The following is a 16,168-nucleotide window of genomic DNA, read 5'->3' as shown; positions in this document are numbered from 1 at the left end:
TGTCCTGTCACAATCCATGACAATTTGGAACTTCATCTTATTTGCTTTCGGATTTGTACTGTTGGTGCAAGGGGCAGAAGCTCTAGTACGCGGTGCATCGAAATTGGCCGTTACCGTAGGACTGTCTCCCCTGGTTGTGGGGTTAACAATTGTGGCCTATGGCACCAGTGCCCCAGAATTGTCGGTCAGTTTGACTTCAATCATCAGCGATCGCGCCAGTTTAGCGGTGGGTAATGCGATCGGCAGTAACATCACCAATATTTTGCTGATTCTGGGAATCTGTGCCGTAATTGCGCCCATTATGGTGTTAAAGCAAGTGGTACAGATTGATATTCCGGTCATGATTTTGACGACTGGATTACTACTGCCCCTGTGTCTGGATGGATTTATTGATCGGATTGATGGGGTAATTTTGTTCCTGATTGCGGTGGTGTATACGATATCGGTTGCCAACCGTGAGTCTACTGATGAGTTGCAGGAGTCCCCGATTGCGCCATTGGATTTAACGGCATCCGATCGGCTGGATCGACCGAATTTCCCGGAACGAGCCAATCCCCCTGTCCCGACTGATCCTCCCCTGCCCCTTGTGCTTCATTTTCCCAGAATCGTTGTCTCCCTGATCCAGGTCGGGCTGGGAACGGGAATGTTGGTGCTTGGATCTCGCTGGTTGGTGGAGGGGGCAGTTGCGATCGCTACGGCTTTAGGGGTGGATGAATTAATCATTGGCTTAACGGTGGTTGCAGTGGGAACGTCACTACCAGAGCTGGCGGCTTCTGTGGTGGCAACGATCGAGGGAGAACGGGATATTGCGATCGGTAATGTGATTGGCAGCAATATTTGCAATGTGGTCATTGTGCTGGGTCTGCCTGCCCTCATTTCATCGGATGCGGTGGCGGTGGCACCCGATGCACTGCAACTGAATATTCCCTTTGCTGTGGCAGTAGAAATTTTTTGCTTACCGATCGCCTTCACGGGGTACATGGTGAGCCGTTGGGAGGGCTTTCTGTTTTTGTTCTACTACGTGAGCTATGTGGTGTACCTCCTGCTCAAAGCAATGAATTCCCAGACTCTCCCAGGTTTTGAGTCTCTGATGTTAAAGGTGGTCATTCCTTTGACAGTCATCATTCTACTGATCACGACTGTACATGCAGTTCACCGGAACCGATCCCATTCTTCTGAAATTGAATCCTAGACCGTTGGCACGGATCCAGATAGGGGTGATTGATGGTTATTCAATCCTGGTTCCAAAATTGATCAGGCTGATAAAATTCCAATTCAGATTGTAATTCTTGAAAGTAATCGCTTTTGGTAATTTGAGCCACTTGCTGCTGTCGTTTTGTCTGATCAATTTCAATGCTCAATTCCATTAACTGTTGCTTCAAGGCTCCTTCTCGCTGTTTCACATGGGTTGCCATCGTCTGAAACATACGGGCGAGTTGTCCCAATTCATCCGGACGGGCGGCTACCTCATCTAAACTGTCTGGTTCAAAGGTGCCGCGATCCACTTCTGTGGCAGCAGCCGTAACGCGATCGACTTGTTGCAAATAAAGCTGCATTTGTTCATTATGTTGCCGCAAATCGGCTTCTGCCTGCTTCCGCGCGTAAATTGCCTGCCAGATTTGCTCATACATTTGCTCAAAGGTGCCTGCCACTTCCCCCAGCTCATCTCGTCGGGGAGTTGCACAGGAATCAAATCGAGGTACGGGTTGATCCATAAGAATCGATTCCCCAGCGTTCGCTAAATCACGGCGCAGGGTCAGAATCGGCGTAATCAATTGACGGCTCAGGAAGATCATCATGACCAGTGTAATGAATGCAGAGATCACCAGAACTAAACCAGCAATCCGCAGGATGTACCATATCAGAGCCGCTTGTGTACCGTCAGCATTATGACGCAGGAGCAGCACATACTCATCCCCATTGGATTGTTCAGCTACCCAGGACACATCATAGCGACTACCCTGATCCGTGGACAGATAGAGCTGACTGGTTTGACGGGCTTCTGCAAAGGCCATGACGGGCGGTTCGCCAAACTGCCCAATGAGGGTGCCGTCTGAGCGATAGACTGCCCCCCCTAGAATGACTTGCAGCATCGGGTCTTGCTTTAACTGCCGCAGGTGGAATAATAATTCTTCTCCAGCGGCCGATGGGTAGGTCATAATAATCCATCCCACCTTACCAGCAGAGACTTCTTCAAGTTGGGACAAGATTTCTTGCTTCCGCCGGTTCACGGATGGAATCAGCAAAACTCCTTCAATGACCACTAAGCTGGCAAAAATGCTAGACACGATTCGCAGGGAAAGGGGCGATCGAAACAGCCGAGTCATCTCTTTGAGCTTGGTCGGGGCTTGGACAAAGGAACGGGCAGATAAGCGGCTCATGTCGGCTTACTCCATCGCACTACAGCATCAATTGCGATACCGAAATGAATCACAATCAAATGATTTCAACTTATCGTAAAGACCGTTTCTGAGAATTTGCTGAGGGAATGCTGAATCGTTGCTGCAAATCTTCAACCAGAATAAAAGAGCGATCGCTTCTATTCTTATGAATTAGAGAAATTAATTGCGCAGCATTCGCAACAACTACAACTCTTCAGGAGTCCGCGATAAAATGGGCCTGACTCACCAGAAAACCAGAGTAACTATGGAACACATTGCCACCCTTCACATCGAAAAACTTCCTGAAGGCTTCTATCTCGCCACCTCCAATGATATTCCAGGACTTGTTGCTCAAGGACGTACGATCGCAGAAACGCTAGAAATTGCCCGTGATGTTGCCAAAAAGCTTTTAGAAGCCCGAGAAGAAAGGCAAACTCCCATTCAACTTAACGAAATTGAAGATGTCTTTGACTACCCTCTCATTGTGGGGATCTAATGGGGCGACTTGCTGGATTTAAATATCGTCAGATCGTTAAACGATTGAAACAACTGGGCTTCGTCTTCGATCGCCAAGCCGCAGGAAGCCACGAGATTTGGTACAACCCAAACACACAGCAATACACTACCATCCCCAACCATCCAGGAGATATGCCCGAAGGAACACTGAGAGCCATTTTGAAGCAAGCAAACATCTCACCCGATGACTTTCTGGATGGATGATTGTTCACAAACCGCTACGATCGTCATTCCGCTATGAAGTTGCGCGATCGATTAGCGTGTAATCACTCCAGTCACAGACCGGGCGATAGCCGATCGTCTGATAAATATGATTAGAGGTGGGGTTGGCAATATCGGTGAATAAATAACAGTGCTGACAGCCCTGATCCAGCAATCTTTGGCTGAGGTGAGCCACACAAGCCATTGCATAACCGTTGCGGCGATATTCAGGGGGTGTATACACGGGGCCGATTCTGCCCATCGTCGGACGCGATCGACCCCCAAAGGCGAAGGAAACCGGATGGGAATCTTCCCACACATAAGCCGTTTGTCGTTCCAGCGCACCATCAACCACTCGTTCCGTATCTTCTTTCAACAGTAAGCTGACTTCTTTCTGAAAGGCTTCATTCCACTGAATCAGTAGCGATCGATCCGATGGAGTTGCCAGGCGCAGATGACCGTTCACATGGGTGACAGGATTAACGGTTGTGAGTTGGTGAATTCGCATATCCATATTTAACCTAAAGGACTGTCCGGTGAGGGTCTGCCATATGTTCATAAATACGCGGCTTTCTTCGACTAATCCACTCACACCCGGCAGGTCTTTCTGCGTCTGCTGGACATCCTCCGCAATTAACGTCAGGGCGGAAAGGTTTCTGACTTTGGACAGCACTAAGTCATGGGGAGGGGTGCGAAGGGCAACGGCGGTTAGTTCATTCCCTTGTTCTACCGTCACCAGGTAGGGGGGATTGGGATAGCGATCGGGTCGATGCAGCAGTGTATGGCTCAAATTCAGCAGCAGGTTATGCTCTGCCTCGTGTTGCAGCAGGTAGTCCTGGGTGCGATCGTAAAACGATTGAATGTCGTGATGTTGGAGTCGCATAATTTTACCCCTCAGGCAAACTGGGCAGGCAAGATGCCCGCCCCACAAGCGTTATAGCTGGATGATCAAAACTTCAACACTATTTCTTGAAAGTTGACCAGCCGGCGTATTTGGCTCTACTCCCCAGTTCATCTTCAATCCGAAGAAGTTGATTGTACTTAGACAACCGCTCGCCGCGACAGGGTGCCCCTGTTTTAATCTGTCCCGTCTGAGTCGCCACGGCCAGGTCGGCAATGAAATCATCTGGGGTTTCTCCCGATCGATGGCTGACCATACAGGTGTATCCAGCATCCAGGGAGATTTGGATGGCTTCCAGCGTTTCGGTGACAGAGCCGATCTGGTTGACTTTGATCAGGGAACTATTGCCTACTCCATCTTCGATCGCCTTTTTGATAATGCTGGGATTGGTGACAAAGGCATCATCGCCAACCAGCTGAATCCGGCTGCCCAGGCGTTGGGTTAGTTGTTGCCAGCCACTCCAATCTTGCTCTCCCAGTCCGTCTTCAATGGAGATGATCGGATACTGATTCACCCAGCTTTCCCAGAGATCAATCATGTCGGTGGCCGATTTGCGGCTCTTGTCCGACTTGAAAAACTCGTAGCTGCCGTCATCCCGGTATAGTTCACTGGTGGCTGGATCCAGGGCGATCGCAATTTCTTCTCCAGGTTTCAGGCCTGCCTTCTGAATCCCTTCCAGAATCAGTTCCACCGCTTCCACATTCGCCTTCAGATCCGGCGCGAACCCGCCTTCATCCCCCACGCCAGTACTGTAGCCTTTGGATTTGAGGATCGATTTCAGAGCGTGATAGACCTCGGCTCCCATCCGCAGAGACTCGCTGAAGCTGGGGGCACCCACTGGCGCGATCATAAATTCCTGGAAGTCCACACTGTTGTCGGCATGGGCTCCACCGTTGAGAATGTTGAAGCAGGGAACGGGCAGCAGGATCGCTTCATCCCCCCCCAGATACCGATACAACGGCAGATTTTTCGATAGGGCCGCTGCCCGGGCTACCGCCATCGATACGCCTAGAATCGCGTTAGCACCTAGCGTCCCTTTGTTCTCTGTGCCATCCAGATCGAGCATGGCCTTGTCGATCGCCGCTTGCTCAAAGGGATCAGCACCTTGCAGAGCAGGGGCAATCTTCGTCTTGACATTTTCGACTGCCTTCAGAACTCCTTTTCCCCCATAGCGACCCGCATCACCATCACGCAGTTCCAGAGCCTCCCGAATCCCGGTAGACGCTCCAGAAGGGACAGCGGCTCGCCCTTTACTGCCATCATCAAGTACAACATCAACTTCAACGGTCGGATTCCCGCGAGAATCAAGAATTTCTCTCGCCGTAATGGATGCGATCGTTACCATAACCACGCTCCTTCAAATGAGTGGCAGAATTACTAACCATCCAATCAGATAAATGCTTTTATCCTACCTTCATTTGGTTTCTTTTTAGGTTTCATCGCAGGTATAGTGGATTTTCGCTCCACAGGATTTGTAACCCAATGAGTGCCTGGGTTCGAGTGCCTGGGATCGGGTTCTTGCAATCGGGTTCCTAGTACACTGCGGCTTGAATATGCCTACCATCTGTAGGGCAGGCTTCTAGCCTGCGCGGGCAGGATGCCCGCTCTACGGTCTAAACTTACGCCAAGGTCTACTAGGATCGAGTGCTTTGCTTCTGAGATTTTCTTAAGAAAGTAATAATTTCTGTGGCGGGTAGGGGCTTGCTGAAGAAGTATCCCTGAGCACTGTCACACTGAATCGATCGCAGAAAATTAAGCTGTTCCTGAGTTTCTACACCTTCTGCCAGAATGTTGAGTCCTAATCCTTTCCCTAGTGCAACAACCGTCTTAGCGATGGCAGCATCACTCTGATTTTGCATGGCATCCTGAACAAAAGAGCGATCGATTTTGAGAATATGGAGCGGAAAGTGCTTAATGGCATTCAGTGAAGAATAGCCAGTGCCGAAATCATCAATGGCAATGGTGATCCCCAGGGATTGCAGTTGCTTGAGAACGGCGATCGTAAAGTTGACATCTCGCATCGCTGCGCTTTCAGTCAGTTCAAATTCCAGGTATTGCGGATCTACTCCGGTGGTATTTAAGATCTGAATAATGGTATTGACCAGATCCGGTTGCTGGAATTGTTGCGCCGATAGATTAATCGCAATCCGAATCGGAGGTAAGCCCATTGAGCACCAGGCTTGATGCTGTTCACAAGCGGTTTGCAACACCCAGTTCCCAATCGTGCAGATCAGCCCCATTTCTTCGGCCAGTGGAATGAATTCAGCCGGAGAAACAAATCCTAGTTTCGGATGATACCATCGCAGCAAGGCCTCCACACCCACCATTTGTCCAGTTTGCAAATTAACCTGGGGCTGGTAGTGTAAGGTCAATTCCTGGTTGCTGAGTGCTCGTCTCAGATCGGCTTCTAGAGACAGGAGCTGGACAGCTTTGGTGTTCATCTCTTCGGTGTAAAGTTGATAGTTGTTTTTCCCTAACTGTTTCGCCTGATACATCGCCGCATCAGCATTTTTGAGCAGTGTTTCCACATCTTCACCATCATAGGGATACAGCGCAATGCCCAGACTGGCAGTGACATACAGCTCTTGTTGCTCGGTGTGGAACGGCAGGGAAAGCCTTTCTAAAATCTGTTGGGCCAGCTGAGTGATGTCTTCAGCTGAGGTGAGGTGGGGTAACAACAGCGTGAATTCATCTCCTCCCCAACGAGCAATGGCATCATAATCCCGCAAGCACTCCCGCAGGGCACTGGCGACTTGCTGCAATAGCTGATCCCCGACTGCATGCCCCAGGGAATCGTTAATGGTTTTGAATCGGTCTAAATCTAAAAAGGCCACACCCAACATTTCATCCTGTTGCTGAGCTTGAACCAGGGCCAGGGATAACTGCTCATTGAATAACAGCCGATTGGGTAAGCGAGTCAACCCATCATGGGAGGCTTGATAGCGGATCATCGCCTCTACCCGTTTTTGCACGATCGCCATATACAGGTGCAGCCCAATCGACTGAGCCAATTTCATTTCCTCGGCAGTCCACTCTGGAGCCTGATCAACCTTCAATTCTCGCCACAGTTCAAAGGACGAGCGCGGCATCCGGTTGCGGGTATCTTTATCCTGCCGTCCAGCCCAATGAATTTCAATATCATAGCCATCTCGAAAAATGCTGAGATAGCCTACATGCTGTTGATGAAATTGCAGGGGAATCAACAAAATCGATCGAATTCCGGTTTGCTCAAACTCCTGGGACAGGGTCGCATAGGCCGGAGTTTGGCGCAGTTCAGAGATCAGGTAAGCCCCCGGAATACTACAGGATTGGGATCGGGAGCCGGGATAGACTTCGTGAAAGAGACGCTCAGAGAGATGACGCGAATAGGGTTGCCAGTTCGGGACGGCAGGACTGTTCCCGCAATTGCGATCGGCAGAATCCAGCGAACACTGGCACATGAGCATTTGCCAGACTGGATGGCTTTCAATCTGGGGAGAGCGGGGTTGGTTGCCTGTGGTGTAGAGCTGGGCGGGTTCCCCTGTGGGTTCGGCCATAATATAGAGCCGTCCCCCCGATCCATTCAGGGCTTCAACGGCAGATTCTAAAACACCCTGACGAATATCCGCCAGCTTCATAGGACAGTGGAGTAAATGACTGACCCGGTTGATCGCAGCCTCGAATTCGGCCTGCTGACGGGCCTGATTTAGCAGATTGGATTGGGCGATGGCGATCGACAGTTGGTCAACCAGAAGCTGAATGATTTCCAGTTCGCGTTCAGTATACAGACGGGAGGTGGCATGGTGAATCGCCAGCAGTCCCCACAGATGGCGTTGATGGAGAATCGGCATGACCACAGAGGACATGACTCCCATCGTTGTCAGGTAGCGCACATGGCATGGATCGACAATAGCGTGACGAATATCCTGGACAGGTAGATTTTCTCCCGTATCGAAGGCATCGAGTTGCTGGAGGGTTTTGCGCTGAGTGGCCACATCCACAATCACCCGTTGCCGCACTTTGACAAACATCTCGCGGGCTTGGGGCGGTATATCTGCTGCGGGAAACCGGAGATTGAGCAACGAGGGTAAGTTGCCTGTGGCGATCGACTCGGCAATGACTTCACCACAACCATCGGCATCGAACCGATACACTTTGACGCGATCGACTCCTAAAAAAGCTTGAATTTCCTCGACTGCCGTGTTCAAAATTTCTGACAGTTCCAGGGATTGCCGAATTCGATTGGTGATTTGGTGAAGCAGATGCTCACGGTAGGAAATCTTTTTCAAAATTAACCTGTCCTGACTGTGTGCAAAGTAATTTATTAATCTGTTTTTGACTCAAACTGGGTCTTTGGGAGGTGTTTATTTAAATTGATGCCCCTGAAAAGCACATTGAATGGGCGCAGTTGATTAAATCTCACCAAACGGAAGTATTGAATGAGTGGGGGAGTAGATATAGAGTTTGACTGATTCAATGGGCGATCGGGTTTTCTGAGTGGTTGTGTGTTTGGTGCTGAAGTTGCCTGCGCTCGACCCTCATACTCTCAGGCTTCCCAAATCTGTATCGTTGAAATCGGGGGTGGGGCAATTTTTACCGCAAAATCCATTTGTCATCTTTCTAGCATTGTGCTATTCTCAGTAATTGTCTGGACGCATAGCTCAGTTGGTTAGAGCACTACGTTGACATCGTAGGGGTCACTGGTTCGAGTCCAGTTGTGTCCATCCCCTCTTGTACAGTGACTTTACAATGGATCGATTTCTGTAGGGCAGGCAGCGTTCGGCTGACTCACGCCAAAGTCTTGCCTGCCATTGAACGATCCGTCATGCAAATGCAAAGTGGAACACACCTGACGTGGCATCTTTATTCCTGGGCTGGAGAGCCAGAGGGGATCAGCAGCGTCGGGGTAAATAACAATTGCCTTGCTCATAATGATGTAGATAGGAAAACTGGGCAAATGGTTTGAAAAAAGGCTTCAATTGATTAGAAGCTCAGTTACACTGTCCAGTCGTCAGTTGGGTTGAGAAAATGGGAACTCTGAAATAGACCCATCTTAAGCCCAGGGGCACCAAACGGTTTCTTAATTGTAGATAGGGTGCAGATTGCTTGCCGTATGAAGTGTCATAGGCACTAATCAAAACGATTCGTTCTTCATCCATACGCTCATCCATGTCAGAAGATTTTGATAAACGCTCCCTGAGTGAACGGGATATTTGCACAAAATGGATTACCCCTGCCTTAGAGCGGGCAGGTTGGGATATTCTGACGCAGATTCGGGAAGAATTTCCGCTAACCAATGGGCGAATTTTGGTTCGGGGTAAGCTACACACTCGTGCCCGCAATAAACGGGCGGACTATGTGCTTTTTTACAAACCCAATATTCCGATCGCCATCATTGAGGCAAAGGACAATAATCATTCCCTGGGAGATGGCATGCAGCAGGGGCTAAGTTATGCTGAAATGCTCCAGGTGCCTTTTGTTTTTAGTTCCAATGGCGATGGGTTTTTGTTTCACAACAAGATTGCTACGGATGGCATCATCGAGCGTGAACTTGGGCTAGACGAGTTTCCATCGGCTGATATGCTTTGGCAATGGTGGTCTGTTCATCGGGGGCTGTCTGAGCAGCAGGAGAATCTGGTGACACAGGATTACTACAGTGATGGCAGTAATAAGACCCCGCGCTACTATCAATTGCTAGCCATCAACAAAACGATTGAAGCGATCGCCAAAGGTCAGAATCGGATCTTGTTGGTCATGGCGACTGGTACAGGCAAGACTTTCACCGCTTTTCAGATTATTTGGCGGCTGTGGAAATCGAAGACCAAGAAACGCATTCTGTTTCTCGCCGATCGCAATATTTTAGTCGATCAGACCATGACCAATGACTTCAAGCCCTTTGGCTCGGCGATGACCAAGATCCAGAAGCGGCAGGCAAACAAAGCTTATGAGATTTATCTCTCCCTGTATCAGGCGGTTTCTGGCACGGAAGAGGAGCAAAATATCTATAAGCAATTTAGCCGTGACTTTTTCGATTTGATTGTGGTGGATGAGTGCCATCGGGGAAGTGCGGCGGAAGACTCGGCATGGCGGCAAATTCTAGACTACTTTTCCTCTGCCACTCAGATTGGCTTGACGGCTACCCCAAAAGAGACGAGAGACGTTTCCAATATCGATTACTTTGGCGAACCCATCTACACTTACTCTCTACGGCAGGGTATTGATGACGGTTTTCTTGCCCCCTACAAGGTAGTCCGCATCGACATTGATAAGGATTTAGAGGGTTGGCGACCGAAAAGGGGATGGTCGATAAATACGGTCACGAGATCGAGGATCGGATTTACAACCAGAAGGATTTTGACAGAAATCTGGTATTAGAACGGCGCACTCAACTGGTGGCTCGAAAAATCAGTGAGTTTCTAAAGCAGACGAACCGCTTTGATAAAACGATTGTCTTTTGCGAGAACATTGACCACGCAGAGCGGATGCGGCAGGCGTTGGTTAACGAGAACGGTGACTTGGCTACCGAAAATTCTCGTTACGTGATGCGGATTACGGGCGACAACGAAGAAGGTAAGGCAGAACTGGACAATTTTATTTTCCCAGAATCTAAATATCCGGTGATTGCGACCACTTCTAAATTGATGTCTACCGGGGTTGATGCTCAGACCTGCAAGTTGATTGTGCTCGATCAGCGGATTCAGTCGATGACCGAGTTTAAGCAAATCATTGGTCGGGGCACTCGCATCAATGAGGATTATGGCAAGTTTTATTTCACGATCATCGACTTTAAAAAAGCTACGGAGCTATTTGCTGACTCTGATTTTGATGGCGACCCAGTGCAGATCTACGAGCCAATGTCTCTTGATGACTCGCCAGTGCCACCAGAGATGCCGGAGGGCGGAGAACCTGAAGACAGCTATCAATACCCTGAACCCGCTCAAAGCAATGCATGGACTGGTGTGGCCGAATTGACTGATTCTGTGTATGAGCCGAATGTGCGACGCTATGTTGTCGCCAATGTGGAGGTCAAGGTGGTGGCTGAACGGGTTCAGTATTTTGATGGGAATGGCAAACTGATCACCGAATCGCTTAAGGACTATACCCGCAAGGCGTTAACTAAAGAATTTGCCTCGCTGGACGACTTTCTCCGGCGTTGGAGCAGTGCCGAGAAGAAACAGGCGATCGTTGATGAGTTGGCTAACGAAGGTGTATTCTTTGAGGCGCTGGCTGAAGAGATCGGGAAAGATTGCGACCCCTTCGACCTGCTTTGCCATGTTGCCTGGGATATGCCCCCGCTGACCCGGCAGGAACGGGCTGAGCAGGTTAAGAAGCGCAATTACTTTATCCAGTACGGCGATCAGGCGAGGCGAGTGCTGGAAGCCCTGTTGGATAAATATGCTGATGGAGGTGTGGGGCAGATTGAGGAAACGCAAATTCTTACAGTCGCGCCCTTTACTGAATTTGGTACCCCGATCGAAATTATCCGTGCTTTTGGTGGGCTAGATAACTACCAGCGGGCGGTCAACGGCTTAAAAGAGTCACTTTACAGTGCATAATCTCTACAGCGCATAACCAGGAAACCTTAGATACAGCAGCATGGCGATCGCAACTCTGATCAAAACAATTCAAGACATCATGCGTAAGGATGTGGGTGTCGATGGTGACGCTCAGCGCATCAGTCAGATTGTTTGGCTACTCTTTCTCAAGATTTTTGATGATAAGGAGCAGGAGTGGGAGTTTACTGTTAAGGGGTATAAATCGCCGTTACAGAGCCAGTTTCGCTGGTCAAGCTGGGCAAAAAATCCAGAGGGGATGACGGGTGAGGAGTTGATTGATTTTGTCAACAATGAGCTGTTTCCCTCGCTGAAAAAGCTGGCGAATGCGGCTGGGGTTTCGCCTCACGGCAGAGTTGTGGGTGCGGTGTTTGAGGATGCCTATAACTACATGAAATCGGGCACTCTATTGCGTCAGGTGATTAATTGCATCGAAAGCGATGTGGATTTTAATTCGTCTAGCGATCGCCACCTGTTTAACGACATCTACGAAAAGATTCTGGCGGATTTGCAATCGGCGGGTAATGCGGGCGAATATTATACGCCTCGTGCTGTGACTCAGTTCATGGTGGATATCATCAACCCGAAATTGGGAGAAACGGTGCTTGACCCTGCCTGTGGTACGGGTGGTTTTTTGACGAATACGATCGAGCATCTGAAACCGCAGATCAAAGCGGCTGAGGATTTGAAAACTCTGCAAGACACGATCACTGGGGTAGAAAAGAAACCGTTGCCGCATATGCTCGCCATGACCAACGTGATGCTGCACGGCATTGATGTGCCCACCAATATCCGTCACGACAACACCTTGAGCCGTCCGCTGCGAGACTACGGACCAAAAGATCGAGTGGATATTGTCATCACCAATCCGCCGTTTGGGGGCATGGAGGAGGACGGGATTGAAAACAACTTCCCCCGAAAGTATCAGACCCGCGAAACGGCTGACCTGTTTATGGCGTTGATCATGCACTTGCTTAAGCCTGATACTGGACGTGCGGCGGTGGTGTTGCCCGATGGCTTTCTGTTTGGTGAAGGCACTAAAACAAACCTGAAGCGTGAACTGCTGGAGGAGTTTAACCTGCACACGATCGTCCGGTTGCCCAAGGGTGTGTTTAGCCCCTACACAAGCATCAATACCAATATTCTTTTCTTTGAAAAAGGTGGCCCAACCAAAGATGTCTGGTTTTTCGAGCATCCTTATCCGGAAGGGTACAAATCCTATTCACGCTCAAAGCCACTGACGATTCAGGAGTTTGACCGGGAGAAAGCATGGTGGGGCGGTGCAGCGCGGAAGGGGCGGAAGGTTAATGAATATGCCTGGAAGGTGTCTGCTAAGGAGATCGCGGCACGGAACTATAACCTCGACTGCAAGAACCCGCACGAAGTTGAGGTGAATCATGGCGAACCGGATGAACTGATGGTCGAGTATGAGTCTATTGTGTGTCAGATGGAAGCGGCGCAAACTGCTCTGAAACAGGCTCTGATGGAGTCGTTGAGGGGTGGGCCAATGTCATGATTCGTTATGATCAAGTAGTGCCAAACGTTGTGGGAGATTAAATGATGAAGGCAGAACTGACAGCCATCATTGAAGCGGCTGAGGAGGGCGGATATTGGGCAATCTGTCCTGAAATACCTGGGGCGAATGGACAAGGAGAAACCATAGAAGAAGTCAAAGAAAGCCTCAAAAACGCGATTCAACTAATCCTGGAAGATCGATTAGAGGATATTAGAAGAGGGCTACCTCAAGATGTGATCGAGGAAACTATCTCGATTCCATGAAACGAAAGGAATTAGAAAAGAAGTTGCGTAAAGCCGGATGCTATCTCAAACGGGAAGGTGCTTCTCATTCTCTTTGGATAAACCCTCAAACGGGTGTCGTTGAAGCCGTTCCACGCCATGCAGAAATCAAGGAGTTGCTTGCTAAGAAGCTCCTTAAAAGTTTGAATGCGGAATAATGCATCGCCTATCAGACATCGTCCATCGGATATTTCCCCCTACACTCTCCCCATGCCTGACGACACTGCTTTGCTGCTAGAACGCCATTTTGACCTCGCCTTTGCTGCACCGGATGGCGTTCAGAAATTGCGCGAACTGATTTTGACGCTGGCGATGCAGGGTAAGTTGGTGTCGCAAGACCCAGATGATCAACCCGCTAGTGAATTGTTGAAGGCGATCGAGACTGAGAAGCAACGGCTCGTGAAAGAGAAAAGAATTGGAAAGCCCTATCAACTGCGCGAAATCAATACGGAAGAATTACCTTATGAATTGCCGAAGGGATGGGAGTGGGTAATCTTAGATCGGCTTGTATCAAAAATCGGATCAGGTAGTACGCCCCGTGGAGGCAAGGATGCATATGTAATAGAGGGAATACCTTTTCTACGCTCCCAAAATATTTGGAATAATGGACTTCGTGCTGATGATGTTGCTTTCATTTCTGAAGAAACCCATAAGAAGATGGCTGCAACAACAGTTATGCCAATGGATCTTCTCCTAAACATCACTGGAGCTTCGATAGGGCGGTGTGCACTTGTTCCAGATGACTTTGGAGAAGCAAATGTTAGTCAGCATGTCACAATAATTCGCTGTATCAATCCTGAGATAAGAAGATTTATTCATTATTTGCTTTTGTCCCCTTATGGACAATCCTTAATATGGACAAGGCAAGTCGGAATGTCTCGTGAAGGTTTAAGTAAAAAGGTTTTAGAACAGTTTCAAATTCCCCTTCCACCTCTTGCCGAACAACACCGCATTGTCGCCAAAATCGATCGCCTCATGGCTCGTTGTGATGAACTGGAAAAGCTACGGGCAGAACGCGACCAAAAACGAATCACCATCCACACTGCTGTCATTAATCGCTTGCTAACCGCTAAAGAGAGCGACGACTTCAGCACCGCTTGGCGCTTTATCACCCAACACTTTGGCGAACTCTACTCAGTCAGAGAGAATGTGGCTGAACTGCGTAAGGCAATCCTGCAACTGGCTGTCATGGGTAAGCTGGTGCCACAAGACCCAACTGATGAGCCTGCTAGTGAGTTGTTGAGGGCGATCGAGCTTGAGAAGCAAAGGCTGGTGAAGGAAGGGAAGATGAAAGAGCCACAGCCATTGCCGAAGCTCAAAGTTGAAGAGATTCCCTACCAAGCACCTAAGGGATGGATATGGGTGAGATTTGAAGACATTGTTCAGATCAACAGCGGTGTTACGAAAGGTCGAAAACTAAATGGAAAGGAGATAGTGACCTTACCGTATTTACGTGTTGCAAATGTCCAACGCGGTTATCTTGATTTGGAAGTAATTAAAGAAATCGAGATCGCAAAGGATGAAATACAAAGATTTGAACTGAAAGAGCGAGACTTATTAATTACCGAAGGTGGAGACTGGGATAAAGTTGGCAGAACTGCTATTTGGAAGGCTGAAATCTCTCCTTGCATACACCAAAACCATGTTTTTAGAGCAAGATGTTGGCTTGTCAAGCAAAATGAGCAATGGCTCGAAAAGTATCTAAACTCAAGTGTAGCCAAAGCTTATTTTGCAAATGCATCCAAACAAACGACGAATTTAGCCTCTATCAATAAGACTCAGCTAAGAGGATGTCCTATCCTCCTACCGCCTCTTGCTGAACAGCATCGCATAGTCACCAAAATCGATCGCCTCATGGCTCTTTGCGATCATTTAGACCAACAGATCGATGCTGCCATCAGCAAACAAACCACCCTGCTCAATGCCGTGATAGCACAGGTGTAACAGAGAAACTATGCGCCTGAAATACATTAATGTTTATTTGCAAACATACTTCAAGACGGGGGAACCAATTACCTGAACCCGATCGCATTTAGAAACGGAAACAGGATAGTTTGGGGATGGTCGATCGAGCATTGATGTCATCATTTCACTGAGTTGAATGGGCGGGCAAGATGCCCACCCCACAAGAGGACAATAAAAATGGTAAATGGTAGGGGCTGCACCGGTGTGCGCCCTGACTTAGAGCGTCATCGATCGTACATAAATCCTCATAATCTCACCAGGTTCTTTAGTAGTGGCTTGCTGGATTTGCGAGAAGGGTAGGGGACGTGACCAATCTTCGACGCGGCAGAAGTTGCACTGGTACAGACGGGCGATCGTCAATTCCACATCATCAGGTTGACCGATCATCAGGATTTTGACCGATCGACGGGCAGGGGAAATCAGCCGATCGCCACTGGGAGGCAGACCGAAAAGTTTGTCGGACATGATTTGTGAATCTCCTTGTGTTCCAGGGTTTGAAGAAACCCTAGAGACTAGCCCTCATTCAGACAGGGCAAGCGGTAGGCATCGGGTGGTATCATACACCCTAGCCTGGACTAGCTGCTGTAGTCTGGGTCAGGAGGTTAAGCGTATTGCTTGTCAGGCGCGCTTGACCTCCGCTAGAGAATTCGCCTCTAGGTAGAGTAGCCACCTCGTGGGTCTAGACAACTCAAAAGATAGCTATAGCTGAAGAGCGTAGCATTAATCGATCGGGCAAATCAAGTCACCAATCTTACATCTTGCAGCTTTCCCAATTCCCCGTCCTCGAAATTCCCTAAGTTCCTGAGAGAACAGTTCGAGGGATGCGAATTCAGTACTTTTAGCCTATTTTTGCTCCTCTCTGATCCCGAACTCAC

At 49.0% G+C, this 16,168-nt stretch carries 13 protein-coding genes, 1 tRNA gene and 1 pseudogene; 9 read left to right on the top strand and 6 right to left on the bottom strand.

Annotated features, from left to right (window positions below; genetic code table 11):
* Positions 1-16: 16 nt before the first annotated feature.
* Entirely contained in the window at positions 17-1,192 is a 1,176-nt protein-coding gene (locus tag ACM1PF_RS04120; protein WP_416672515.1) for a calcium/sodium antiporter, read from the top strand.
* A gap of 40 nt (positions 1,193-1,232) precedes the next feature.
* Here the strand turns inward: ACM1PF_RS04120 and ACM1PF_RS04115 are convergent, their stop codons facing one another.
* Positions 1,233-2,381 carry a HAMP domain-containing protein gene (locus tag ACM1PF_RS04115; RefSeq protein WP_416672513.1) on the bottom strand — a complete coding sequence of 383 codons (1,149 nt, stop codon included), beginning with the start codon at positions 2,379-2,381 and terminating at the stop codon, positions 1,233-1,235.
* 265 nt (positions 2,382-2,646) lie between these two features.
* Here ACM1PF_RS04115 and ACM1PF_RS04110 point away from each other — a divergent pair, with 265 nt between their 5' ends.
* Both ACM1PF_RS04110 and ACM1PF_RS04105 read left to right on the top strand, forming a co-directional pair.
* The gene (locus ACM1PF_RS04110; protein ID WP_416672511.1) at positions 2,647-2,877 is read left to right on the top strand and encodes a type II toxin-antitoxin system HicB family antitoxin; all 231 of its coding nucleotides are present in this window, start codon (positions 2,647-2,649) and stop codon (positions 2,875-2,877) included.
* Entirely contained in the window at positions 2,877-3,101 is a 225-nt protein-coding gene (locus ACM1PF_RS04105; RefSeq protein ID WP_416672509.1) for a type II toxin-antitoxin system HicA family toxin, read from the top strand. Before ACM1PF_RS04110 ends, ACM1PF_RS04105 begins: the two co-directional genes overlap by 1 nt.
* Before the next feature lie 31 nt (positions 3,102-3,132).
* Here the strand turns inward: ACM1PF_RS04105 and ACM1PF_RS04100 are convergent, their stop codons facing one another.
* From ACM1PF_RS04100 to ACM1PF_RS04090, 3 genes are all read right to left on the bottom strand, one after another.
* On the bottom strand, positions 3,133-3,981 hold the full coding sequence (locus ACM1PF_RS04100) for a GNAT family N-acetyltransferase (protein ID WP_416672508.1): 849 nt from the start codon (positions 3,979-3,981) through the stop codon (positions 3,133-3,135).
* Positions 3,982-4,060: 79 nt separating this feature from the next.
* Complete coding sequence (eno, locus tag ACM1PF_RS04095; protein WP_416672506.1) at positions 4,061-5,344, bottom strand: phosphopyruvate hydratase; 1,284 nt, start codon at positions 5,342-5,344, stop codon at positions 4,061-4,063.
* A gap of 289 nt (positions 5,345-5,633) precedes the next feature.
* A complete protein-coding gene (locus ACM1PF_RS04090) occupies positions 5,634-8,267 on the bottom strand; it encodes a bifunctional diguanylate cyclase/phosphodiesterase (RefSeq protein WP_416672504.1) in 2,634 nt (877 codons plus the stop codon).
* A 361-nt stretch (positions 8,268-8,628) separates the two neighbouring features.
* On the opposite strand from ACM1PF_RS04090, the gene ACM1PF_RS04085 reads away from it, so the two are divergent.
* Positions 8,629-8,702: transfer RNA gene (locus ACM1PF_RS04085), tRNA-Val, on the top strand.
* 20 nt (positions 8,703-8,722) lie between these two features.
* Here the strand turns inward: ACM1PF_RS04085 and ACM1PF_RS04080 are convergent.
* Complete coding sequence (locus tag ACM1PF_RS04080) at positions 8,723-8,908, bottom strand: hypothetical protein (RefSeq protein WP_416672502.1); 186 nt, start codon at positions 8,906-8,908, stop codon at positions 8,723-8,725.
* Between the two features lie 239 nt (positions 8,909-9,147).
* Here ACM1PF_RS04080 and hsdR point away from each other — a divergent pair.
* The 5 genes and pseudogenes from hsdR (at position 9,148) to ACM1PF_RS04055 (ending at position 15,272) form a co-directional block, all read left to right on the top strand.
* Positions 9,148-11,534: pseudogene (gene hsdR, locus ACM1PF_RS04075) on the top strand (EcoAI/FtnUII family type I restriction enzme subunit R).
* A 40-nt stretch (positions 11,535-11,574) separates the two neighbouring features.
* Complete coding sequence (locus ACM1PF_RS04070) at positions 11,575-13,047, top strand: type I restriction-modification system subunit M (protein WP_416672500.1); 1,473 nt, start codon at positions 11,575-11,577, stop codon at positions 13,045-13,047.
* A gap of 44 nt (positions 13,048-13,091) precedes the next feature.
* Complete coding sequence (locus ACM1PF_RS04065) at positions 13,092-13,310, top strand: type II toxin-antitoxin system HicB family antitoxin (RefSeq protein WP_416676555.1); 219 nt, start codon at positions 13,092-13,094, stop codon at positions 13,308-13,310.
* Positions 13,307-13,486, top strand: a complete 180-nt coding sequence (locus tag ACM1PF_RS04060; protein ID WP_416672498.1) for a type II toxin-antitoxin system HicA family toxin — start codon at positions 13,307-13,309, stop codon at positions 13,484-13,486. Before ACM1PF_RS04065 ends, ACM1PF_RS04060 begins: the two co-directional genes overlap by 4 nt.
* A 52-nt stretch (positions 13,487-13,538) precedes the next feature.
* The gene (locus tag ACM1PF_RS04055; RefSeq protein ID WP_416672497.1) at positions 13,539-15,272 is read left to right on the top strand and encodes a restriction endonuclease subunit S; all 1,734 of its coding nucleotides are present in this window, start codon (positions 13,539-13,541) and stop codon (positions 15,270-15,272) included.
* A 237-nt stretch (positions 15,273-15,509) separates the two neighbouring features.
* Here the strand turns inward: ACM1PF_RS04055 and ACM1PF_RS04050 are convergent, their stop codons facing one another.
* A complete protein-coding gene (locus tag ACM1PF_RS04050; RefSeq protein WP_416672495.1) occupies positions 15,510-15,758 on the bottom strand; it encodes a hypothetical protein in 249 nt (82 codons plus the stop codon).
* Positions 15,759-16,168: the final 410 nt, after the last annotated feature.

Source organism: Egbenema bharatensis FJBBOT/2019, from assembly GCF_048077055.1.
Taxonomy (GTDB): domain Bacteria; phylum Cyanobacteriota; class Cyanobacteriia; order Elainellales; family Elainellaceae; genus Egbenema; species Egbenema bharatensis.
This window is presented reverse-complemented; position numbering and strand designations above follow the sequence as displayed.

What these genes read in the sequence shown, in the direction of transcription:
- ACM1PF_RS04120 (WP_416672515.1), top strand. Translation starts at nt 17, where the DNA reads ATGACAATTTGGAACTTCATCTTATTTGCTTTCGGATTTGTACTGTTG.
- ACM1PF_RS04115 (WP_416672513.1), bottom strand. Translation starts at nt 2,381, where the DNA reads ATGAGCCGCTTATCTGCCCGTTCCTTTGTCCAAGCCCCGACCAAGCTC.
- ACM1PF_RS04110 (WP_416672511.1), top strand. Translation starts at nt 2,647, where the DNA reads ATGGAACACATTGCCACCCTTCACATCGAAAAACTTCCTGAAGGCTTC.
- ACM1PF_RS04105 (WP_416672509.1), top strand. Translation starts at nt 2,877, where the DNA reads ATGGGGCGACTTGCTGGATTTAAATATCGTCAGATCGTTAAACGATTG.
- ACM1PF_RS04100 (WP_416672508.1), bottom strand. Translation starts at nt 3,981, where the DNA reads ATGCGACTCCAACATCACGACATTCAATCGTTTTACGATCGCACCCAG.
- eno (WP_416672506.1), bottom strand. Translation starts at nt 5,344, where the DNA reads ATGGTAACGATCGCATCCATTACGGCGAGAGAAATTCTTGATTCTCGC.
- ACM1PF_RS04080 (WP_416672502.1), bottom strand. Translation starts at nt 8,908, where the DNA reads ATGAGCAAGGCAATTGTTATTTACCCCGACGCTGCTGATCCCCTCTGG.
- ACM1PF_RS04070 (WP_416672500.1), top strand. Translation starts at nt 11,575, where the DNA reads ATGGCGATCGCAACTCTGATCAAAACAATTCAAGACATCATGCGTAAG.
- ACM1PF_RS04065 (WP_416676555.1), top strand. Translation starts at nt 13,092, where the DNA reads ATGAAGGCAGAACTGACAGCCATCATTGAAGCGGCTGAGGAGGGCGGA.
- ACM1PF_RS04060 (WP_416672498.1), top strand. Translation starts at nt 13,307, where the DNA reads ATGAAACGAAAGGAATTAGAAAAGAAGTTGCGTAAAGCCGGATGCTAT.
- ACM1PF_RS04055 (WP_416672497.1), top strand. Translation starts at nt 13,539, where the DNA reads ATGCCTGACGACACTGCTTTGCTGCTAGAACGCCATTTTGACCTCGCC.
- ACM1PF_RS04050 (WP_416672495.1), bottom strand. Translation starts at nt 15,758, where the DNA reads ATGTCCGACAAACTTTTCGGTCTGCCTCCCAGTGGCGATCGGCTGATT.